This window comes from Micromonospora zhanjiangensis (assembly GCF_042650605.1).
Classification (GTDB): Bacteria; Actinomycetota; Actinomycetes; order Mycobacteriales; family Micromonosporaceae; genus Micromonospora_J; species Micromonospora_J zhanjiangensis.
The window spans coordinates 244,597-263,596 of record NZ_JBHSBN010000003.1 but is presented as its reverse complement, the minus strand read 5'-3'; the positions used below and the strand labels follow the sequence as shown (position 1 = coordinate 263,596).

18 protein-coding genes, 1 pseudogene and 1 riboswitch are annotated in these 19,000 nt (G+C 74.9%); of the genes and pseudogenes, 5 read left to right on the top strand and 14 right to left on the bottom strand.

What is annotated here, in order from left to right:
• On the top strand, positions 1 to 672 hold the full coding sequence (locus ACFOX0_RS07140) for a lysophospholipid acyltransferase family protein (RefSeq protein ID WP_377542911.1): 672 nt from the start codon (positions 1 to 3) through the stop codon (positions 670 to 672).
• A 134-nt stretch (positions 673 to 806) separates the two neighbouring features.
• On the opposite strand, the gene ACFOX0_RS07135 is transcribed toward ACFOX0_RS07140, so the two are convergent.
• The 4 genes from ACFOX0_RS07135 to ACFOX0_RS07120 form a co-directional block, all read right to left on the bottom strand.
• Complete coding sequence (locus tag ACFOX0_RS07135; protein WP_377542910.1) at positions 807 to 1,649, bottom strand: hypothetical protein; 843 nt, start codon at positions 1,647 to 1,649, stop codon at positions 807 to 809.
• A 211-nt stretch (positions 1,650 to 1,860) separates the two neighbouring features.
• A complete protein-coding gene (locus ACFOX0_RS07130) occupies positions 1,861 to 3,033 on the bottom strand; it encodes a saccharopine dehydrogenase family protein (protein ID WP_377542908.1) in 1,173 nt (390 codons plus the stop codon).
• Between the two features lie 24 nt (positions 3,034 to 3,057).
• Positions 3,058 to 4,242, bottom strand: coding sequence for a zinc-dependent alcohol dehydrogenase (locus tag ACFOX0_RS07125; RefSeq protein WP_377542907.1), 1,185 nt, complete (start codon positions 4,240 to 4,242; stop codon positions 3,058 to 3,060).
• Positions 4,239 to 4,634 (bottom strand): hypothetical protein, encoded by a 396-nt coding sequence (locus ACFOX0_RS07120; RefSeq protein ID WP_377542906.1) that lies wholly within the window; start codon positions 4,632 to 4,634, stop codon positions 4,239 to 4,241. The genes ACFOX0_RS07125 and ACFOX0_RS07120 overlap by 4 nt, the downstream gene beginning before the upstream one ends.
• 325 nt (positions 4,635 to 4,959) lie before the next feature.
• Here ACFOX0_RS07120 and ACFOX0_RS07115 point away from each other — a divergent pair, with 325 nt between their 5' ends.
• Positions 4,960 to 7,956 carry a LuxR C-terminal-related transcriptional regulator gene (locus ACFOX0_RS07115; RefSeq protein ID WP_377542905.1) on the top strand — a complete coding sequence of 999 codons (2,997 nt, stop codon included), beginning with the start codon at positions 4,960 to 4,962 and terminating at the stop codon, positions 7,954 to 7,956.
• A 128-nt stretch (positions 7,957 to 8,084) separates the two neighbouring features.
• On the opposite strand, the gene ACFOX0_RS07110 is transcribed toward ACFOX0_RS07115, so the two are convergent.
• Together ACFOX0_RS07110 and ACFOX0_RS07105 are read right to left on the bottom strand one after the other, a co-directional pair.
• Positions 8,085 to 8,684: a DsbA family protein gene (locus ACFOX0_RS07110; RefSeq protein ID WP_377542904.1), complete on the bottom strand. Its 600-nt coding sequence runs from the start codon at positions 8,682 to 8,684 to the stop codon at positions 8,085 to 8,087.
• Entirely contained in the window at positions 8,681 to 9,358 is a 678-nt protein-coding gene (locus tag ACFOX0_RS07105; protein ID WP_377542902.1) for a BON domain-containing protein, read from the bottom strand. The genes ACFOX0_RS07110 and ACFOX0_RS07105 overlap by 4 nt, the downstream gene beginning before the upstream one ends.
• Positions 9,359 to 9,621: 263 nt before the next feature.
• Between ACFOX0_RS07105 and ACFOX0_RS07100 the strand changes: the two genes are divergently transcribed.
• Positions 9,622 to 10,065, top strand: a complete 444-nt coding sequence (locus ACFOX0_RS07100) for a hypothetical protein (RefSeq protein WP_377542900.1) — start codon at positions 9,622 to 9,624, stop codon at positions 10,063 to 10,065.
• 105 nt (positions 10,066 to 10,170) lie between these two features.
• Here the strand turns inward: ACFOX0_RS07100 and ACFOX0_RS07095 are convergent, their stop codons facing one another.
• A complete protein-coding gene (locus ACFOX0_RS07095) occupies positions 10,171 to 10,596 on the bottom strand; it encodes a hypothetical protein (protein WP_377542899.1) in 426 nt (141 codons plus the stop codon).
• Between the two features lie 409 nt (positions 10,597 to 11,005).
• Between ACFOX0_RS07095 and ACFOX0_RS07090 the strand changes: the two genes are divergently transcribed.
• Positions 11,006 to 11,401, top strand: a complete 396-nt coding sequence (locus tag ACFOX0_RS07090) for an STAS domain-containing protein (RefSeq protein WP_377542898.1) — start codon at positions 11,006 to 11,008, stop codon at positions 11,399 to 11,401.
• Positions 11,402 to 11,423: 22 nt separating this feature from the next.
• On the opposite strand, the gene surE is transcribed toward ACFOX0_RS07090, so the two are convergent.
• On the bottom strand, positions 11,424 to 12,236 hold the full coding sequence (gene surE, locus ACFOX0_RS07085) for a 5'/3'-nucleotidase SurE (protein ID WP_377542896.1): 813 nt from the start codon (positions 12,234 to 12,236) through the stop codon (positions 11,424 to 11,426).
• A gap of 107 nt (positions 12,237 to 12,343) precedes the next feature.
• Here surE and ACFOX0_RS07080 point away from each other — a divergent pair, with 107 nt between their 5' ends.
• Complete coding sequence (locus ACFOX0_RS07080) at positions 12,344 to 12,796, top strand: SRPBCC family protein (protein ID WP_377542894.1); 453 nt, start codon at positions 12,344 to 12,346, stop codon at positions 12,794 to 12,796.
• A 257-nt stretch (positions 12,797 to 13,053) separates the two neighbouring features.
• Here the strand turns inward: ACFOX0_RS07080 and ACFOX0_RS07075 are convergent, their stop codons facing one another.
• The 6 genes and pseudogenes from ACFOX0_RS07075 to ACFOX0_RS07050 form a co-directional block, all read right to left on the bottom strand.
• Positions 13,054 to 14,094, bottom strand: a complete 1,041-nt coding sequence (locus ACFOX0_RS07075) for a coiled-coil domain-containing protein (protein WP_377542893.1) — start codon at positions 14,092 to 14,094, stop codon at positions 13,054 to 13,056.
• A gap of 2 nt (positions 14,095 to 14,096) precedes the next feature.
• Positions 14,097 to 14,227, bottom strand: a riboswitch (cyclic di-AMP (ydaO/yuaA leader).
• A gap of 183 nt (positions 14,228 to 14,410) precedes the next feature.
• The gene (locus ACFOX0_RS07070; protein WP_377542891.1) at positions 14,411 to 15,328 is read right to left on the bottom strand and encodes a cation diffusion facilitator family transporter; all 918 of its coding nucleotides are present in this window, start codon (positions 15,326 to 15,328) and stop codon (positions 14,411 to 14,413) included.
• Between the two features lie 127 nt (positions 15,329 to 15,455).
• The gene (locus tag ACFOX0_RS07065; protein WP_377542890.1) at positions 15,456 to 15,725 is read right to left on the bottom strand and encodes a hypothetical protein; all 270 of its coding nucleotides are present in this window, start codon (positions 15,723 to 15,725) and stop codon (positions 15,456 to 15,458) included.
• 35 nt (positions 15,726 to 15,760) lie between these two features.
• A complete protein-coding gene (locus tag ACFOX0_RS07060; protein ID WP_377543114.1) occupies positions 15,761 to 17,728 on the bottom strand; it encodes a HelD family protein in 1,968 nt (655 codons plus the stop codon).
• 298 nt (positions 17,729 to 18,026) lie between these two features.
• A pseudogene (locus ACFOX0_RS07055) lies at positions 18,027 to 18,242 on the bottom strand (alpha/beta fold hydrolase); the annotation flags it as partial.
• Between the two features lie 213 nt (positions 18,243 to 18,455).
• A complete protein-coding gene (locus tag ACFOX0_RS07050) occupies positions 18,456 to 18,785 on the bottom strand; it encodes a hypothetical protein (RefSeq protein WP_377542889.1) in 330 nt (109 codons plus the stop codon).
• Between the last annotated feature and the right edge of the window lie 215 nt (positions 18,786 to 19,000).

The following is a 19,000-nucleotide window of genomic DNA, read 5'->3' as shown; positions in this document are numbered from 1 at the left end:
GTGACCCTCCTCGATCCGGTGGTACGGGGCGTGCTCGCCCCGCTGGCCCGGTTGCTGTACCGGCCGACCGTGCTGGGCCGGGAGCAGGTCCCGGCGAAAGGCCCGGTGATCCTGGCCAGCAATCACCTGTCCTTCGTGGACAGCGTGGTCATCCCGCTGCTCACCCCGCGGCCGGTGGTGTTCCTGGCCAAGGCCGAGTACTTCACCGGTCGGGGGCTCAAGGGCCGACTGACCCGGGCGTTCTTCACCGCCATCGGCTCGGTGCCGGTACGCCGGGGCGCCAACCGCTCGGCGCTGCGGGCGCTGGACGCGGCGGTGGAGGTGCTCGCCGACGGGCGGATGTTCGGCATCTACCCCGAGGGCACCCGGTCCCTGGACGGCCGACTGCACAGGGGACGGACCGGGGTCGCCTGGCTGGCCATGACCTCCCGGGCGCCGGTGCTGCCGGTGGCGCTGGCCGGCACCGAGCAGATCCTGCCGGTGGGTCGGCGTTGGCCGCGGATCCGACCGGTCACGCTGCGGTTCGGCCCGCCGCTGGACTTCGCCCACCGGCACGGCGAGGCGGCCTCGGCGCGCGCCCGACGGGAGGTCACCGACGAGATCATGCGCGCCATCGGCGAACTGTCCGGTCAGGAGCGGGCCACCGGCTACCATCCCGCCCCGGTCGAGTAGCCCCGACATCGGCCTCCCAGTTGTGCCACCGGTCAGGACGCGCGGTGGTCGGTGAAGCGTCAACCTCGCACCGCGTGAGCGGGTGAGACGAGGAGCGTCCGGTGGTAACGCTGGACTGTGAACGGTTGGGTGCGCTAGTGCCCACTCGCTCGCAACGGCCAGTAGACGCCGAGCACCCGGAAGCCGCCCGGTCGGTCGGTCCGGGTGCCGACGTAGAAGGCGGTGGCCCGGTCCGGACCGCAGAGCCGGGTCAGGAAGGTGTTCTCCAGGGCCCGCCGCAACCGGTCGTCGGGCAGTTCGGCCAGCCGCTGCTGCAACGCCACGAACTCGCGGTCGAGGATCCGTTGCCGGTGTCCGGGGCAGCCGGGTTCGTGGCACCGGTAGCGGTAGGCGCCACGGAACCGGGCCGGCCCGGCCGTCGGGGGTGGTGGTCCGCCCGCCGGGACCGGCCGGCCCGGTGCGGTCGGCAGCCACCGGTGGTGGCCCGGCCGGCGCCACTGCCCGGCGGTGAGACCCGGTTGCGGATCGATCTCCAGGGCGGTCACCTCGCGCGGGCGGACCAGGGCCAGCGACCGTGGCACGGGCGGTGGACCGGAACGTCGTTCGAGTTCGCACATCGAGCCTTCGACGTGCGGGTCGAGCCACCGCTGGCGCAGCCGCCACTGCTTGAGGTGATGGCTGACCCGTAACGTCCGGGGGGTCGGTCGCCAGATCTCCGGATCCGGGGGTGCCGCCGGCCGCCGCGCGTCGACCGTGACGATGTCGTACGGGCGGATGCGGTCGTCCGGGTCGAGCGGATGCAGCCGGATCCAGCCCGGCCGGACCGGGTCGGTGCTGATGCCCACGGCGGACCGGGGTGCGTCCGACGGATCCGCCGGATCGGCGACGGCCTCGGCGGTGACGAGGAGGTGCAACCGGGTCGATCCGGCCTCGGACGATTCGCTCGGCAACACCGTGTCCGGTTTAGGCAGGGTCATCCGCGCCAACGTGCACCCCATCCCAGCGATAGCTGAAAGTAGCCAACCGGCTACGCGGTGACTACGAGCATTTCACGTTCGGGGCGGAGTCGGCCAGCGACGCGCCCGCCGGGCCGGGATTCCGGGGAACGCGACGCACGGAAATCGGTGACCATCGAGGTCCGGCCAGAGTAGGGAAGCGGTTACCCGCGTCGGGGTCTGAGTAGTGGTTTCACCGCACCACGCGGAAGTCCAGCCCGGCGCGGACCAGCCGGTCGGTGAGCGCGTCACCCATCGCCACCGCCGTGGTGACCTGGCCCGCCGTCGGCGGCAGGTCGTCCAGGGCCAGGCTCAACGCCGTCTCGGCGAGCATCTTCGCCGTCTCGTCGTACCCCGGGTCGCCGCCGGCGACCTCGGTCACCACCCGCCGGCCGCCGCCGGTGCCGACGAACCGGACGGTGAACCAGCTCCTCGCCCGGCGTTCGGCGGACGGCCCCTGGCCCGGGCTCGACCGGCCCATCAGCCAGTCCCGGGCCGGCGGCACCCGGACCAGCGCGGCCAGCACCCCCAGCCCGGCCACCCCGGCCACCACCGTCGGCAACCGGCGGAACACCGCGTAGTGCGAGTAGCGGAAGTCCGGGCCGTACCGGTCCAGCGCCGCGGCCGACCGGCGGACGATCTGCGGGTCGATGGTGGGCAGCGGCAGTGCCCACCCGTCCGCCACCGGCACCCGGCCGGGCCGGCCGGGCACGGCCCGGACCCGGCGGTCCGCCGGCCACGGCTCGACCTCCCGGCGGGCCTGCGCCGCGGCGCCGGTCTCCCGGCGCCGGGCGATCGCGCCGAGCGCCGACCGGTACGTCCCGGCCGAGAACCGGGCACCGGCCCGGACATAGCCGGCCACCGTCAGCGGTACGTCCGCCGGCAGTTGCCGCACCGTGAAGTACACCCCGAGGTCGTGCGGCACCGAGTCGAAGCCGCAGGCGTGCACCAGTCGCGCCCCGGTGCGGACCGCCTCGGCGTGGTGCCGCACGTACATCAGGTCGACGAACTCCGGCTCGCCGGCGATGTCGGCGTAGTCCGTGCCGGCCCGGGCGCACGCGGCCACCAGCGGCTCGCCGTACCGCTGGTAGGGGCCGACCGTGCTGACCACCACCCGGCTGGCCTCGGCGATCCGACGCAGCGAGTCCGGGTCGGTGACGTCCGCGGTCAGCAGCGGCAGGCCGGCGTGGGCCGGGTCGATCGCGGCGAGCGCGTCGCGGACCGCCGCCAGCCGGGCCGGATCCCGACCGGCGAGCGCCCAGCGCAGCCCGGCCGGCGCGTGCCCGGCCAGGTAACGCGCGGTCAGGCCGCCGGTGAAGCCGGTGGCACCGAACAGGACGACGTCGTACTCGCGATCGGTGGGCATCCGCCGAGTCTCCCATCCGGCAGGTCAACCGGCCCGGTCACCGGGCTCGAAGACCGCCCGTACGCAGTCGTCCGCCCGGTCGCGGAACAGCGCGTACCCGTCGGACGCCCGGTCCAACGGCAGCCGGTGGGTGGCCAGGTGCTCGGTACGCAGCTCGTCCCGGGCCATCCGGCCCAGCAGCATCGGGATGTAGCGCTGCCCGTGCTGCTGCGCGCCGCGGACGGTCAGCCCCTTGTTCATCAGCGCGCCGAGCGGGAACCTGTCGACGAAACCGGTGAACATGCCGAGGACGAAGACGGTGCCACCCTTGCGGCAGGCGTGGATCGCCTCGCGTACCGCGACCGGGCGGTCGGCCTCGATCCGTAGCTGCTGGCGTACCTGGTCGTAGAGGAACCGGGTCCCGGTGTCCTCGGCGGCCAGGCCCACCGCCTCGATGCACACGTCCGGTCCGCGTCCGCCGGTGCGTTCCCGCAACTCCGCGCCGATGTCGGCGGACCGGTAGTCGATCGTGTCCGCGCCGAGGTGCCGGCGGACCATGGCCAGCCGGTAGTCGTACCGGTCGATCACGATCACCCGGTCGGCGCCGAGCAGGACCGCCGCCTGGGCCGCGAGCTGGCCGACCGCGCCGGCGCCCCAGACCGCGACCACGTCGCCGGGGCGTACGCCGCCCAGGTCGGCGCCCATCCAGCCGGTCGGGGCGGCGTCCGAGGCGAACAGGGCCCGGTCGTCGGTGACCTCGTCCGGCACCCGGAACGCGCCCTGGTCGGCGTACGGCACCCGGACGTACTCGGCGTGGCTGCCGGCGAAACCGCCCAGCGCGGCCGAGTAGCCGAAACACCCGCCGGGCGCGTGTCCCCAGGCCAGCTCGGTGATGCCAGGGCTGGTGTTGCCGTTGTCGCAGCAGGAGAAGAGGCCGTGCCGGCAGAACCAGCACTGGCCGCAGGCGATGAACGAGCACACCACCACCCGGTCGCCGACCCGGTGCCGGCGTACCGCCCGGCCCACCTCGACCACCTCACCGACGAACTCGTGGCCGAGCACGTCCCCGGTCTGCATGAACGGCACGTGCCCGCCGAGCAGGTGCAGGTCCGACCCGCAGGTGACGCTCTGCCGCACCTTGACGATGACGTCCTGGGCGTTGCGCAGGCCCGGGTCGGGGATCCGCTCGACCGCCAACTGGTCGGCGCCGACCCAGCACAGCGCCTTCAATACAGCACCTCGCCGGTCTCGGCCCACTGCTTGGTCAACCGCAGCGCGGTGCGGATCGCCAGCCGCGGGTCGTCCCCGGTGACCTGGATGGCCAAGCCGGTCAGCGCGCGCGGTTCGCCGTCCCGCAGCCGTACCGCGATCTCGGTGCCCCGGTCACCGGGCGCCGGGCGCAGCCGTACCTCGACCGCGTCGCCGAGCCGGGCCAACGGCTCGGGCAGCCGCCCGCCGGGTGCCAGTTCCGCCGGGGACCGGCCCACCGTGACCACCTGCCAGTGCCCGTCCCGGTCGGTGGGGCGGCTCACCGGCCAACTGCCCAGACCCCGCCCGGCCAGCGCCCGGCCGACGGCGGCGCCGCCCGCGGTCACCGCGGCGGCCGCGGCCGACCTCGTCATCCATCCCATCGGCACCCACCCCCGCGTCGTCCCACCACCCTCGTCCGCCCGTCCTCGCCCGGCCGGTGGCGCTGTCCCGGTCCGTGGTCCTGTCCCGGCCGGTGGTCCTGTCCCGGCCGGTGGTTCCGACCCGTTCCGGTGGACCCCGGGCCACCCGCGCCCGCCGGACCCGGGCTACCGTCCCGCCGGACCGGGACCCCCTCCCGGCACAGGTTGACCGGTCGGCGGGTGATTTCGGCTCCCTCCGACGGGGTGAAGTCCGCCGACGCGGGTAAGCGGGCGCGGCCGGGGGACACCGGTGTCGGGTGGGGGAGGGAGGCCAGGGGTGCCCGAGCGCGCAGCCCGGCGGATCGGAGCGGGGCGGGTCCGTTCAACGGGGGTCGTCCCGCCGTACCGGACCGGCCGTCGACCGGTCCCGGACGGCGCTGGGCGTACGCCCCGGCTGCTCGCCGCGAAGCTCGCCCCACCGCCGGTGCCCGAGCCGTTGGTCGACCGGTCCCGGTTGCTGCGGCGGCTCGACGAGGGCGTCACCGGGCCGGTCACCCTGCTGTGCGCGCCGGCCGGCTGGGGCAAGACCACCCTGCTCGCCGCCTGGTGCCGGGCACGGCGTCCGGACCACCGGCGGGATGACCACCGGCGGGGCGGCACCGGCAGGCCCGGCTGGTTGACGGTGGCGGCCGGCGACCCGGGTGACCGGCTGATCGCGTACCTGCGGGTGGCGCTGACCGGTCCCGCGACCGGGTCCGCTGTCGCCGACCGGGCCGGCGTCGGTGGTCCGGCCGACCGGCGGGAGTTCCTCGACGAGCTGGCCGACGGGCTGAGCCGGGCGCCGGAGCCGGTGGTGCTGCTGGTGGACGACCTCGACCGGGCCGCGGACCGAGGGCTGGCCGATGCGCTGGACCACCTGCTGCGGCACACCGGTGACCGGTTCCGGCTGGTGGTCGCCGCCCGGACCGAACCGCCGCTGGCCCTGCCCCGCCGACGGCTGCGCGGCGAGTTGACCGAGCTGCGGGCCGCCGACCTGGCCTGCACGACCGACGAGACCGCCGAACTGCTGGCCGCGCACGGGGTGGCCCTGCCGCCGGAGCAGGCGGCCGCGCTGACCGCCCGGACCGAGGGCTGGCCGGCCGGCGTACGGCTGGCGGCGCTGGCGGTCCGCGACCAGCCGGACCCGGCCCGGTCGGCGGTCGACTTCGGCGGCGACCACCCGGACGTGGCCGGTTACCTGACCGAGGAGGTGCTCGGCGCGCTCCCCGAGCCGGTCCGGGAGGCGTTGTGCCGGGCCGCGGTCTGCGACCGGGTCACCGGCGGGCTGCTCGACGCGCTGACCGGCCGACCCGACGGGGAACACCTGCTGGCCGAGGCGGTACGGCTCACCGGTTTCCTCATCCCGACCGGCGCCCGGCCACCCGCGTACCGGTTGCACCGGCTGCTCGGCGACGCGCTCCGCGCCGAGCTGCGTCGGCGACCGGCGATCGAGCTGCGGGACCTGCACCGCCGGGCGGCCGACCGGGCGGCGACCGACGGCCGGCCGGCCGAGGCGCTGCGGCACGCGCTGGCGGCGACGGACTGGCTCCGGGCGACCACCGTGCTGGCCGGGCACTGGCCCGAACTGGCGTACCCGACGGACGAGCCCGGGGACGGCACACCCGCGCCGCTGCCGCCCGCGGAGGCGCTCCGCGCCGACCCGGCGCTGGCCCTGGCCGCCGCCGCCGACCGGCTGCGCGCCGGCGATCTCGCCACGACCGCCGAACTCCTCGCCGACCCCGCGACGAACGCCGGGCCCCCGACGGGCGCCGGGCCCCCGACGGGCGCCGGGCCCCCGACGGGCGCCGGGCCCCCGACGGGCGCCGGGCCCCCGACGGGCGCCGGGCCCCCGACGGGCGCCGGGCTGTCGTCGGGCGCCGGGCCCCCGACGGGCGCCGGATCACCGGTGAGCGTCGGGCCCTCGTCGGCCGCCGGGCGGCGCCGGCTGATCGCCGCCGCGTTGCGGCTCGGTGTCGCCGTCCGCGGCGGCCACCCGGAGGGTACGGCCATCACGGCGCACCGGCTGCTGGACGTGGCCGGCGCCGACGGGCCGGCCCGGGCGCTCGGCCACGCCGGTCTGGGTGCCGCCCGGCTGGACGCGGGTGACCTGCCCGGCGCGGAACGGGAGCTGAGCCGGGGTCTGGCCGAGGCGGACCGGTCCGGACCGGCCGGCGCGGTGCTGGCCTGCGCCGGCCGGTTGGCCCTGATCCGGGCCGTGTACGGCGACCTGACCGTGGCCGAGCAGGCCGCCCGGGCCGCGTTGACGTCGCCGCCGGGCCGGGACGGCCGGCCCGTCGACTCCGCCCCCGCCCACCTCGCCCTGGCGATGGTCGCGGTGGAGCGGGACCGGCCCGCCGAGGCCGAGGCCCACCTCGCGTCCGCGGCCCCACCGGCCGGCACCGGGCCCGTGGTCGCCGCGCTCACCGACGCGGTACGGGCCCGCCTGCTGGCCGACCGCGGTGAGCTGGCTGCCGCCCACCGCGCGGTACGCGCCGCCCGCCAGCACCTCGCACCCGGCACCGCGGGGCGACCCGGAGCCGACGCCGCCGTCCTCCCGCCGTCCGACAAGCGGTCGGAACCTGCGGTCGAGGCGCCGGGGTCCCGCCTGCTGACGCACCTGCTGCTGGCGTTGGAGGCCGAGCTGCACACCGTGCACGGCGACCTGACCGCGGCCCGGGCGGTGCTGCCGCCGGCACCGGACCGTACGGCGGACAAGCCCCTCGCCGTCGCCCTGGCCCGGGTCGAGCTGCGGGCCGGCGACCCGGTGGCCGCGGCCCGGAACCTGCCCGACTGGGACGCGCCGGACGCGGCGGCGCCGACCCCGGTACGACTGGCGGCCGGCCTGCTGGACGCGCTGACCGCCCGGGCGGTGGGGGACGGACGGCGGGCGGCGGGCACCCTGGAACGGGTCCTGGCGCTGGCCGAACCGGAGGGCTACCGGCGGGTGTTCACCCGGTCCGACCCGCCGGCCCGGGACCTGCTGGCCGCCCAACTGGACGCCGGCACGGCGTACTGGTCGACCCTGAGCGACCTGCTCGCCGTCCAGACCTCACCGGCGCCGCCGGCGGGCGCGGGGACCGTCGCCGTCACCGTGGCCGGTGCCGAGCCGTTGACCGACCGGGAACTGACCGTGCTGCGTTACCTGCAGAGCATCCTGTCCAACGTCGAGATCGCCGGCGAGCTGTCGCTCTCGGTCAACACCGTCAAGACCCACGTCCGCAACATCTACCGCAAACTGGACGCCTCCCGCCGCCGCGAAGCCGTCCGCCGCGCCCGCGACCTCCACCTCCTCTGACCCCACCCACCCACCCACCCCCGTCCACTCGTGTTGATCATGAAGTTGTTGTCCCCGGCCTCGGCGTGTCGCGACAACAACTTCATGATCAACGGTGTGAACCCTGGGGGGAGGGGGAGGGGAGGGGGTCAGGAGCCGGCGGCGGAGTCGACGGCGGCCAGGAGGTCGGGGAGGGCGTAGCCGGATTCGTGGCGGACGCCGTTGACGAAGAAGGTCGGCGCGCCGTGCACGCCGGAACGGATGCCGCCGACGAAGTCCGCCCGTACCCGGTCCAGGTGGGTGTGCGCGTTCACCTCGTCCGAGACCTCCTCCGCGGCCAGTCCGAGTTGCTGCACCCCCAGCGACAGGTGCACCGGATCGAGCTGCTCCTGGTGCTCGTACAGCCAGTCGTGCATCGGCCAGAACCGTTCCCGGGTCCCGGCCGCCTCGGCCGTCTCGGCGGCCATCTCCGCGTACGGGTGCACGTTGACCACCGGGAAGTGTCGGAAGACCAGCCGCACCGTGCCGTCCCGTTGGCGCAGCACCTCCAGCAGGTTCCGGTACGCGGCGGCGCCGTGCGGGCACTGGAAGTCGGCGTACTCCACCAGGGTCACCGGCGCCGCCGGGTCGCCCCGGACGTGGTCGGTCTCGTCGACCGGCACCCGCAACCGGCTGACCGTGATCTGCAACGGGGTCTGCGAACCGGTGAGCGGGCCGGCCCCGTCCGGGTCCTTCTCCTTCTCCTTCACCGCCGTACCGCGATGTGGTTGTCGACCGCGCCGATGCCGGGCGCGGACCAGGCCACCCGCTCGGCCTCCTCGCGTTCCAGCCAGGACGAGACGGTGCCCGCCAGGACCACCCTGTCGCCCAGCACGTCGATGGTGATCCGCTCCGCGTCGGCGGCGACGGTACGGGTCAGGGCGCCGGTGATCCGGTGCTTGAGTTCCTCGGGCGCCGGCGCGACGGCGGGCCGCACGATGACGCCGTTGGTGACGCCGTGCACGCCGGTCAGCCGGCGCACCGAACGCTCGGCGGCGCGTCGCTGGTACTCCCACTCCACCTCGCCGCGCAGCGTCACCCAACCGTTCGCCACGGTCACCTCCAGCTTGTCCACCGGTACGAAGGCGTCCCACTCCAGGGCGCGGGTGGCAGCGGTGGCGATGTCCGCGTCGGTGCGGCTGGCCGAGGTGGGCAGCCGTACCTCGATGTCGTTGGCGACGGCCCGGACCCGCCGCAGGCGGTGCGCGGCGCGTTCGGCCGCCCACTTCTTCGCGTAGTTGTCCACCCAACCGGTCAACGTGACCACGCCCTCCTGCACGGTGACGCCGATCTCGTTGGGCTGGATCCGCGGCTCCCAGTTCAGTTCCTCCAGCACGTCGCGCTGGATCTCCCGGTCCGAGCGGGTGATCGTCTGCGTGGCCATGTCGTCCCTTCCCGGGTGGCGATCGGTGGGCGGGGAAGCGGGCGACGTCGCCGTCGCGGGTCGCCTACCGCTACCCCTGGGATGCTGCGCGGCGACCGGATGAGCGGCCATCACCCCGTCGGGGTGATTCGCCGAGCCGCGTGACGAATCGCGGGACTCGCGCGGGCATGGCACCATGTGGACGACCGGGCGTCGGGCACGCGACCGTCGGGCGGGCCATCCCTCCCGATGCCCACCAGCGCATCATGAGAGGACCGGGTGCGGTGACGGACCGGCGGCTGGCGATCTTCTTCTGCGGCATCATCCTGGTCGGTCTGGGCCCGGCCATCTGGCTCGGTAGCGTCCTGTTCCGTCCGCCGGTGGGTGGCAATCCGCCGGCGGTCGCGGTCACCGCGGACATCACCGGCACGCCCGCCGACGACCCCGCACCGTCCGCCGGGGAGACCGAGACCCCGCCGGGCGGCTGGCCGACCGAGTCGGACGAACTGCGGGTCCCGCCGCCCGGCGGTGGCGTCGGCCCGTCGCGCACCCCGCCGGCCGGGCCGTCGCCGACCCCGTCGACCACCGGCCGGCCGGTCGTCACCCCGACCGCCGCGCCCACCGACCCGCAGCCGACCGGGTCCGCCGCTACGCCGACGCCGGCACCGCCCACCGGCGTCCCGTGGCCCGTGGAACCGGACGTGGCGAACCCGTCCTCGGTGCGGTGAGATCGTCGCCGGACGGCCGGTGAACCCTTCCTCGACCCGGACCGCACGGCGGGTCGGCCGGGTCGAGGACCCGGCCGACGACGTCCCGTGCGTGGGCGACGGAGCTCAGTTGTCCAGCGACATGGGCGAGCTGGGCCGGTCGACGTCGACGAACTCCACCTGCTCCGACGTCAGCTCCCGGTCACCGCGGGCCAGCGCGGTCCGGGCGGCGGTGCCGGCCGCCCAGCCGACGGCGGCACCGATCAGGCCCGCCCCGATGAGCAGGCCCCACGGCAGGCTCGGCCGACGGCCGGCCAGGGCGTCGAACGCCCGGGTGGCCCGCTGCCACGCCTCGTCGGCGGCGGAGCCGACCCGGTCCCGCGCCTCATCGGCGAGGTCGGTGCCGGACAGCTTGGCCGAACGGGCGGTGTCGCGGGCGGTGTCCCGTACGGTGTCACCGGCCGAGGTGACCGCGGCGACCAGGTGTTGCCACGCCTGGTCGGCGATCCGCTCGGTCCGGCTCCTGCGCTCCAGCAGGTTGGTTCCGAACATCTGTTACCTCCTCGGGTGCCGACCGAGATGGCCACTTCGGACCGCCGGATATCGGTTCGGCGCGGATTGCTGCGGTTGCCTACCCCGAGGTGCCCGGACATCCGCCCCGGCAAACGTCGCACGCGGTGCGGAGTTCGTCCGTGGGTCGTCGGGCGGCGACCGTGGGTTCACCCGGTCGGGGGAACGGTGTCGGACGTTCGGGCTATGGTGGGGATCGGTCGAGTCGTGATGGATCGCCCGCATAGTGAGAAGATATGATGCTGTCTGCCCCTGTTAGGGGCTGTTTTCCGCCCTCGTCGCACAGATTGACCGGCTCGGGGGGTGGCGGTCGGGGCCGTCGGAGGAATACTCTCGGTCGCGGCCCGCGTACTGATGAGGCGCCCGGAGACGGGCGAGTGGAGGTGCTCGCGTGAGCCTGTCGATCGTCACGTCGATCCTGCCCGGCGGAGTCATGGAAATCGCCCCTCGCGGAGAGATCGACGTAGACACGGCGTACGAGGTGCGTGAAGCCATCGCCGGTGTACTGGCGAAGGCGCGCCCGGCCCGTATCGAGCTCAACATGCGGCTGGTCAGCTTCATCGACTCGGTGGGGATCAGCGCGATGGTGGCGGGGTTCCAGACCGCCGAGGTCAGCGGCGTCAAGCTGGTGGTCACCCAGCCGAGCCGTTTCGTCCACCGGCAACTCTGGGTGACCGGGCTGCTCGGACTGTTCGGCGCGCCGGAGCCCTACTTCGCGGGCGCGGCGGGTGCCGGTTCCGGTGCCGGTGCCGCCGCCGGGGTCGCCACGGAGATGAGCGGCGCCTGACCGGCCGGTCAGGCCAGACCGGTCAGGCCAGATCGGACAGGTCCACTTCGGAGACTTCGCTCACCGCCCGGATGGCGGTCACCGACGCGTACCCCTGGGTCAGCCAGGACACGTCGGTGCCCGCCTCGACCGGGCGGCCGGTCTCCTCCAGCGCGGTACGGACGAAACCGCTGCCGGTCGCCGCCACCGTCATCTGGACCTGACCGAAACTGGCGAGCGATCCCCGCCGGATCCCGCGCACCCGCTCGTACGGCCGGTCCGGCGCGTTCACGTTGAACACGCTGCGCGGCGGCGCGGCGGTCAGCCGGGGGAGCAGGTCCAGCGCGAACCGGGCCGCGGTGTCGAAGTGCCGGGCGTCGTCGTCCGGTCGGTCGGCGGCCGCGGCGGCCAGCCCGCCGCCCGCGACCTCCTCCGCCGACGGCATCGTGTCCAACGAGACCGCGACGGCCCGGCACCCGTTGATCGCGGCGGTCAGCGCGGCGCCCACCGTGCCCGAGTGCAGCACGGCCTGACCCACGTTGGCGCCCAGGTTCACGCCGGAGAGCACCACCTCCGGCGGCGGTCCGAAGGCGCCGTGCAGGGCGATCAGGGTGATGAACCCGGGGGAGCCGGCCACCCCGTACCCGGTGAGGCCGAGGTCCTCGACGGACTGCTCCTCGACGACGACGTGCGCGCCGTGTTCGACCGCGGTCAGCGCGGCGCTGGTGCCGCTGGCGTCCCGCAACGGGGCCGCCAGCAGCACGTCCAGCCCGTGCGCCACGGCCGTCCGGGCCAGCGCCCGGATGCCCGGGGCGGAGATCCCGTCGTCGTTGGTGACCAGTACCCGCAACGCCATGTGCCCAGTTTTCCCGGTCGGTCGCGCGTTATGCGGCCGGTCCCGTCGACCGTGGCGGCGTCGGGGACAATGGCCGGACGATCCCGCGGCGAGAGGCGGTCCGGACCGTGCGCGAAGGCACCTTCCAGTACACGATCCAGGCCCGCTGCACGCCGGAGCGCGCGATGCGGACGGTGGCCGAGCTCGACCGGCACCGGGAACTGCATCCGCTGATCGTCGCCGTCCGGGCGGTGCCGCCGGCTCCGGGCGCGCTGCGCGGCTGGCTCATCACCGACCGGTTGGCGTGCGGGCCGTTCCGGTTCCCGATCACCTACCGGGTCGACCTGCTCAGTCGGGACGATCACCAGCTGGTGATGGTGGCCCGCCAGCGACCCGCCACCACGGTACGCAACCACACCACGGTCACGCCCGAGCCGGACGGGCTGGTCCGGATCGACGTCACGATCACCCTCGCCGCGCCGACCCCGCTCTTCGGGTACGCCTTCCGCCAGGCCCGCGCCGCCCACCTGATCCTGGCCACCCGGACCCGCGCCGCCCTGGAGGCGGAACCCTCCGAATGACAGCGGCCCTCAGCTCGGGCCGAGGGCGACGGCGGCGCGCAACGTCGCGTCCCGCAGCGCGGTGCACCGGCGGACGTTGGCCAGCCGGTTGACCGTGCGGGACACCCGGGCCAGGCGCTGCACCGGGCGGCGTCGCAGCCGGTCGTAGTCGGCCAGGGCCCGCCCGCCGGGGCGACCGCGGGCGGGCGTGGAGTCGCTGCTGCGCGGACTGCTCGACCGCGACTGACGGCGGTCGAGCCGTCCGCGCCAAGCGCCGGTCAGACCACGGACAGGTGTACGTGGTTGGTGTGGTCGCTGGACGGGTCGCCGTTGCCGCTGGTGTACGCCTGCCAACCACTGCTGGGCAGCCAGATCTGTTTGAACCAGATCACGTACAGCACGGCGAGCCGGTCGGCGTTCTTCACGAAGTACGCCGCCAGGTTGTTGCCGTACGTCCGGTCGCCGCCGGACGCGACCCCGCCGAAGCCACCCTTCTGGGCGGCGAAGTCACAGGCCCGCCCCTTCGGGTGCTCGCCCGACCCGCCGTCGCGGTGACAGGAGACGAACCGGGTGAAGCCGGCCGCCTTGGCCTGGTTCATCGCGTGCAGGGTGCGCGGCGTGATGCAGCCGTCGGTGGTCGGGTCGTTGACGCTGCACGACTCGCTCGGCCAGGAGCCGTCGGAGTTGCGCGGCGCGGCCTTCGCGGCGCTGCTGCTCGTGCCGCTGACCCCGGCGCTGGCCCCGCCGCCGCCGTTCGCGGCGAGCGCCCGCTCGGCCTGCTGCTTGCGCTTGGCCATGGCCGCGACCTGCTTGCGCTGTTCCAGGATCTCCTGGTCGATCGCGGTCTTCGCGCGGGCCGCCTGGTCCCGGGTCTCGACCAGGGCGCGGACCTCCCGGTCCTGGTTGGAGGCGACCGCGCCGAGCCGGGAGGCCCGGTTCAGGAAGCCGTCCGGCGAACCGCTCTCCAGCAGCGCCGAGACCCGGCTGAGCCGGCCGGTCCGGTACGCGACGTCGGCCAGCTCGCCCACGGTCCGGTTGCGGGTCGTGAGGTCGGCCTCGATGGCCGCCAACCGGGTGGTGAGTTCCTGCTGCCGTTGGGTGGACTTCTTCACCGCCGCCTGGGCGTCGAGGAAGCCCTTGGACGCCGCGTCGAGTTGTTCCCGGAGGCTGGCGCTGCCGCCTTCGACGTCGCCCGGCGCGGCGAGGCCGCGGGTCGGGCCGGCGGCCGCGGCGCCGGCCGGAACGGCCGGCAGTCCGATCGCCAGGACGGCGGCGAGCAGTGCCGCGATCCGGACAGCCAATGGTGGTACGGGGGTCATGGACATCCTTCCGTCAGCCGCCGACCGGGTTAGCTGACGGGTTCGGGACGGAAGATCCCTACCGCTGACGCGGATGCACCCCACGTACGTGGTTCCCCGGCTCGCCGCTTGGGCGATTAGGCGACGGCCACCGCAGGCGCCGGAGGGCGCCGCCCGGCGGAGACCGCCGCCGAGCTTACCGGCACCTTCCGGGCAGACGCAGCAAATGCCCGCCGCGTCGGCGGCGCAACATGCCGATATGCCGGACATAATCGGGCGCGGCGCCGCCGCCCGGCCGGAAACTTAAGGCGCCCCTAATCGACCCGGTCGCGCACCGTCACCAGCTCTGCGGGCCGCACGCGTCGTCCGGCGGGGCTCCGGGCTCGACCTGGAGGGTGGCGTGCTCGATGTGGAAGTCGTCCCGCAGCGCGGTCCGCGCCTCGGCCAGCACCGTCCCGACCTCGCTGCCGCTGGACACGGTCAGGTGGGCGGAGGCGACCTCCATGCCCGAGGTGAGGGTCCAGACGTGCAGGTCGTGCACGTCGGTGACGCCCCGTACCGCGCACAGCCGGGCCTGCACCGCCGGCACGTCCAGGTGCTCCGGCGCGGCCTGCACCAGGATGCGCAGCGCGGCCCGCCCCAGCCGCCAGGTGCGCGGCAGGATGAACAGCCCGATTCCCACGGCCACCACCGGGTCGGCCCACCACCAGTCGGTGACCGCGATCACGGCGGCCGCGGCGATCACGCCGGCCGAGCCGAGCAGGTCGCCGAGCACCTCCAGGTACGCGCCGCGCAGGTTGATGCTCTCCTCGGCCCCGCGCCGCAGCAGCCCGAACGCGACCAGGTTGACCAGCAGACCACCGACGGCCACCACGAGCATCGGGGTGCTGCGTACCTCGGGCGGCTCGCCGAACCGACGGACCGCCTCGACCAGCACGTAGATCGCCACGCCGAAGAGCAGGACCGCGTTCGCGAGCGCGGCCAGCACCTCCAGCCGGTAGAGCCCGAAGGTGCGCTGCGGGTCGTCCCGCCGGCGCCGGCCCGCGGTGATCGCCGCGAGCGCCATGCCGATCCCGAGCACGTCGGTGAACATGTGCCCGGCGTCCGAGAGCAGGGCCAGCGAGCCGATCGCCAGGGCGGCGGCCGCCTCGACGACCATGTACGCGGCGAGCAGGGCGAAGGTGGCCCAGAGGCGGCCCCGGTGCCGCTCCGCGGCGCGCAGGACCTGCGTGCCGTGGTCATGACCTGCGCCCACGCCCCATACCTTCCGCCAGCGATCCGACTCCGACCCAATATATGCTCACATCGCGATGTGTGCAAAAGAGTCCCGGATCCCGGACCGCGCCGGCGACGGCCGCCGCCCGCTCAGCGCCCCGGGGCCGTCACCGCCTCGGGCCGATCTCCCGGATCGGCCGCTTCAGGTGGTAGCGGTGCACCTCGGTGGTGCCCTCCAGGTTGTTCACGTCCTCGGCCGCCGACACCAGCTCCCAGCCCTGGGCGCCGAACCGGTTGAGCAGGGCGATGGCCGTGTCGGCGTACGCCGAGACGTCCTCCCGGGACCCGTCGGGCCCGTACCAGAAGAAGCTGAGCCGCCAGCGCTGACCCTCCGCCTCGCGGCGCCGGACAAGTAACGCGTACTCCCAGGTCATCATGAATCCATTATGGCCGCCGGGAGCGGCCGGCCGGGTCAGGCCGGGCCGGTGTCCGAGCCCTCGGTGAGGTCGACGGTGGTGAGTCGCTGGGTGGCCCGGGACAGCGCCACGTAGAGGGTGCGCACCCCGGCCGACGAGTCGGCCCGGATCTCGGCCGGCGCGACCAGCAGTACGCCGTCGTACTCCATGCCCTTGGCCTGCAGCGCGTTGACCACCTGCAGCCGCGGCCCGGCCAGCGCCGCCAGCCAATCGGTGACCTCGTCCCGGCGGGGGACCGGGGTGATCACCCCGACCGTGCCGTCCACCTCGGACAGCAGCCGGCGGGTCGCCTCGGTGACCGTCGCCGGCAGCTCGGCCGCCGGCACGGTCAGCGCCACCGGCGGGACCCCGGTCGACCGTACGGCGGTCGGCAGCGCCAGGTCCGGATAGCGTTCGCGGATCACCTCGGCGGCGACCGCGAAGATCTCCGCCGAGTTGCGGTAGTTGGTGGAGAGCGTGAACTCGTGCCGCCGGCGGTTGCCCAGCGCCTTGTCCCGGGCCCGGGACAACTCCTCGGCATCCCCGGTCCAGGCGGTCTGGGCCGGGTCACCGACCACCGTCCAGGAGGCCAGCCGGCCGCGCCGGCCGAGCATCCGCCACTGCATCGGCGAGACGTCCTGCGACTCGTCCACCACCACGTGCGCGTACTCCCGGTAGTCCTCGGGGCGGCCGGCCGCGTCCCGGGCGGCCCGTCGCCGGTCGAAGGTCGTGGTCACCTCGCGCACCCCACCGGCCACCTGGAACGGGTCCCGCCGTCGGCGGGCCGGCCGGGGCGGCCGACCCATCAGCTCGTCCAGCTCGTCCAGCAGCGCGACGTCCGGGATGGACGGGCCGTCCTCGGCCAGCCGACGGTACGACTCGGACAGCAGCCGGATCTCCGCCCTGGACAGGATCCCCTCGGCGTACCGGCGCAACCGGTCCGGCCGGGCCAGCCAACCGAGCACGTGCCGCGGGTGCAGCCGCGGCCACCAGGCCCGCAGGAAGTCCCGGAACTCCGGCCGCTCGGCCAGGTCGTCCTCGAAGTCGGGCTGGCTCGGCAACCCGCCGACCCGCAGGTCGCGGGCCTGCCTCCAGAGGGCGTCGAAGAGCCCGTCGATGCCGGCCCGGCGTACCTCGTTGCGGCGCGCGCCGCGGGGCAGCGCGCGGTCCCGGATCCGGTCCAGCCGCGCGGCGTCCAACCGGAGCAACTCGCCCCGGTAGAGCAGGCGCAACTCGGTCGGCCCGTCCGGCACCGCGTCCCGGACCGCGCGTTCCAGCACCCGGCGCATCCGCAGCGAGCCCTTCACGGTCGCCACCGCCGCCGGCTCGCTCCGGGTCGCGTTCAGTCCCTCGACCAGCGACCCCAGCGAGTGCAGGGTGGCGGTCTCCTCGCCCAGCGACGGCAACACCGACGAGATGTAGTTGACGAACACCCCGGACGGGCCGACCACCAGCACCCCGCCGCCGGCGAACCGGGCCCGGTCGGAGTAGAGCAGGTACGCCGCCCGGTGCAGGGCGACCGCGGTCTTGCCGGTGCCCGGACCGCCGGACACGATCGTCACGCCGGACGCCGGGGAGCGGATCGCCTCGTCCTGCTCGCGCTGGATGGTGGCCACGATGTCTCGCATGCCGCGACCGGTGGCCCGGGCCAGGCTGGCCAGCAACGCGCCGTCGCCGACCACCCGCATGTCCTCCGGCGCCGCGGCCGGGTCCAACAGGTCGTCCTCGATCCGGGTGACCCGCTCGCCGCTGGACGAGATCATCCGCCGGCGTACCACGTCCCGCGGTTCGGCGGCCGTGGCCTGGTAGAACGCGGCCGCGGCGGGTGCCCGCCAGTCGATCACCAGCGGCTCGGCCCGCTCGCCGCGTACGCCCAGCCGGCCGACGTGCAGCACCTGGCCGGAGCGCAGGTCCAGCCGGCCGAAGACCAGGCCCTCGTGCTCGGCGTCCAGCACGTGCCGGCGCCGGGCGGCGTGGAACACCATCGCATCCCGCTCGACCAGCGCGCCGAAGGTGCCCACCCGGGCCAGTCGGTAACCCTCCTTCTCGGCCAGCGCGGCCGACTGCCGCAGCCGGGCCAGCCGGGCGTACACCCGGTCGAGATGCCGCTGTTCGACGGCGATCTCCTGCTGGAGGATGTTCTGGTCGACGGTCAACGAACGGGCTCCTGGCGACGGCGGTGGGCGGGCGACGGGAGTCGACCCGGGCCACCGCACCGGTGCGGGCACGCGCGACGGTGGCCAGACGAGGGTACGCACCGGACGGGCCGGCGGTTACCAGGGATCAGGAACACGCGGCCGCGGGCCGCCCGGTCGACGCCCGGCCCCGCCCGCGCACCGGCGGACGACGACCGGCCCGGCGTCCACCCCGGGCCCGGCCCCTGCCGGCGACCCGCCGGACCACGCCGACCAGCGCGCCGTTGACTTCGTCGGGGCGTTCCAGCATCAGCATGTGGCCGGCGCCGGGGCAGCGGACGAGTTCGGTGCCGGGCAGCGCTCCGACCACCGTGCGTACGGCCGGGGGTTTGGACCTACCCGCCCGGCCGCCCCCGCAACCATGCCCGCGCCGGCCGGGTCCCTGGCCGTCCGATCCGGAGCGGTCCGGAGACGGGGCGGTTCGGATCCGGGTACGACGACGAGCGCCCCGGTACGGAGGAGATCCGTGCCGGGGCGCTCGGTGCAGCCGTGGGCCCGGTCGCCCGGGCCGCGGGACTCAGCCCTCGAAGACGCCGGCCGCGACCAGCCGCTTCTCGGTGGTGTCCCAGCCGTCGCCGGGGTGGGCGGCGGCCAGCCCGTTGAGCTCAGCCCGGATCTTCGCGGCGTGCCCGGCGCCAGCCAGCGTCCGGATCTCCTCGACGAAGGCGTCGGAGTCGGTGCGCAGGCGCACGGTCTTGCCGTTGGTCAGGTTCCGCACGTAGGCGTGCTTGCCGCCGTTGAGCGGGATCAGGTACTTGAACTCACCGAGCACGCTCAGGGCGCCACCCTGGCCGGCCTGGCCGGCGCGGACGGACGCGCGCGCGGTCTTGGAGGTGTTGCTCGCCACGGAGGTACTCCTTGCAGACGTACGGGAGGACAGATGTCCGGGGACGGCGGCGGCGAGGGCCTGAGTGGGATCAGGGCTGCCACCGGGTTTACCAGAGGGGATGTGCGACGGCACAGGCCGCCGACAAAACTTTACACGACCGGACTGGTCGGACGGCCGGCGCGGGCCGCCGTGCGGGTGCAACCCGGCTCACCGGTACGGATATTCCGACCGGC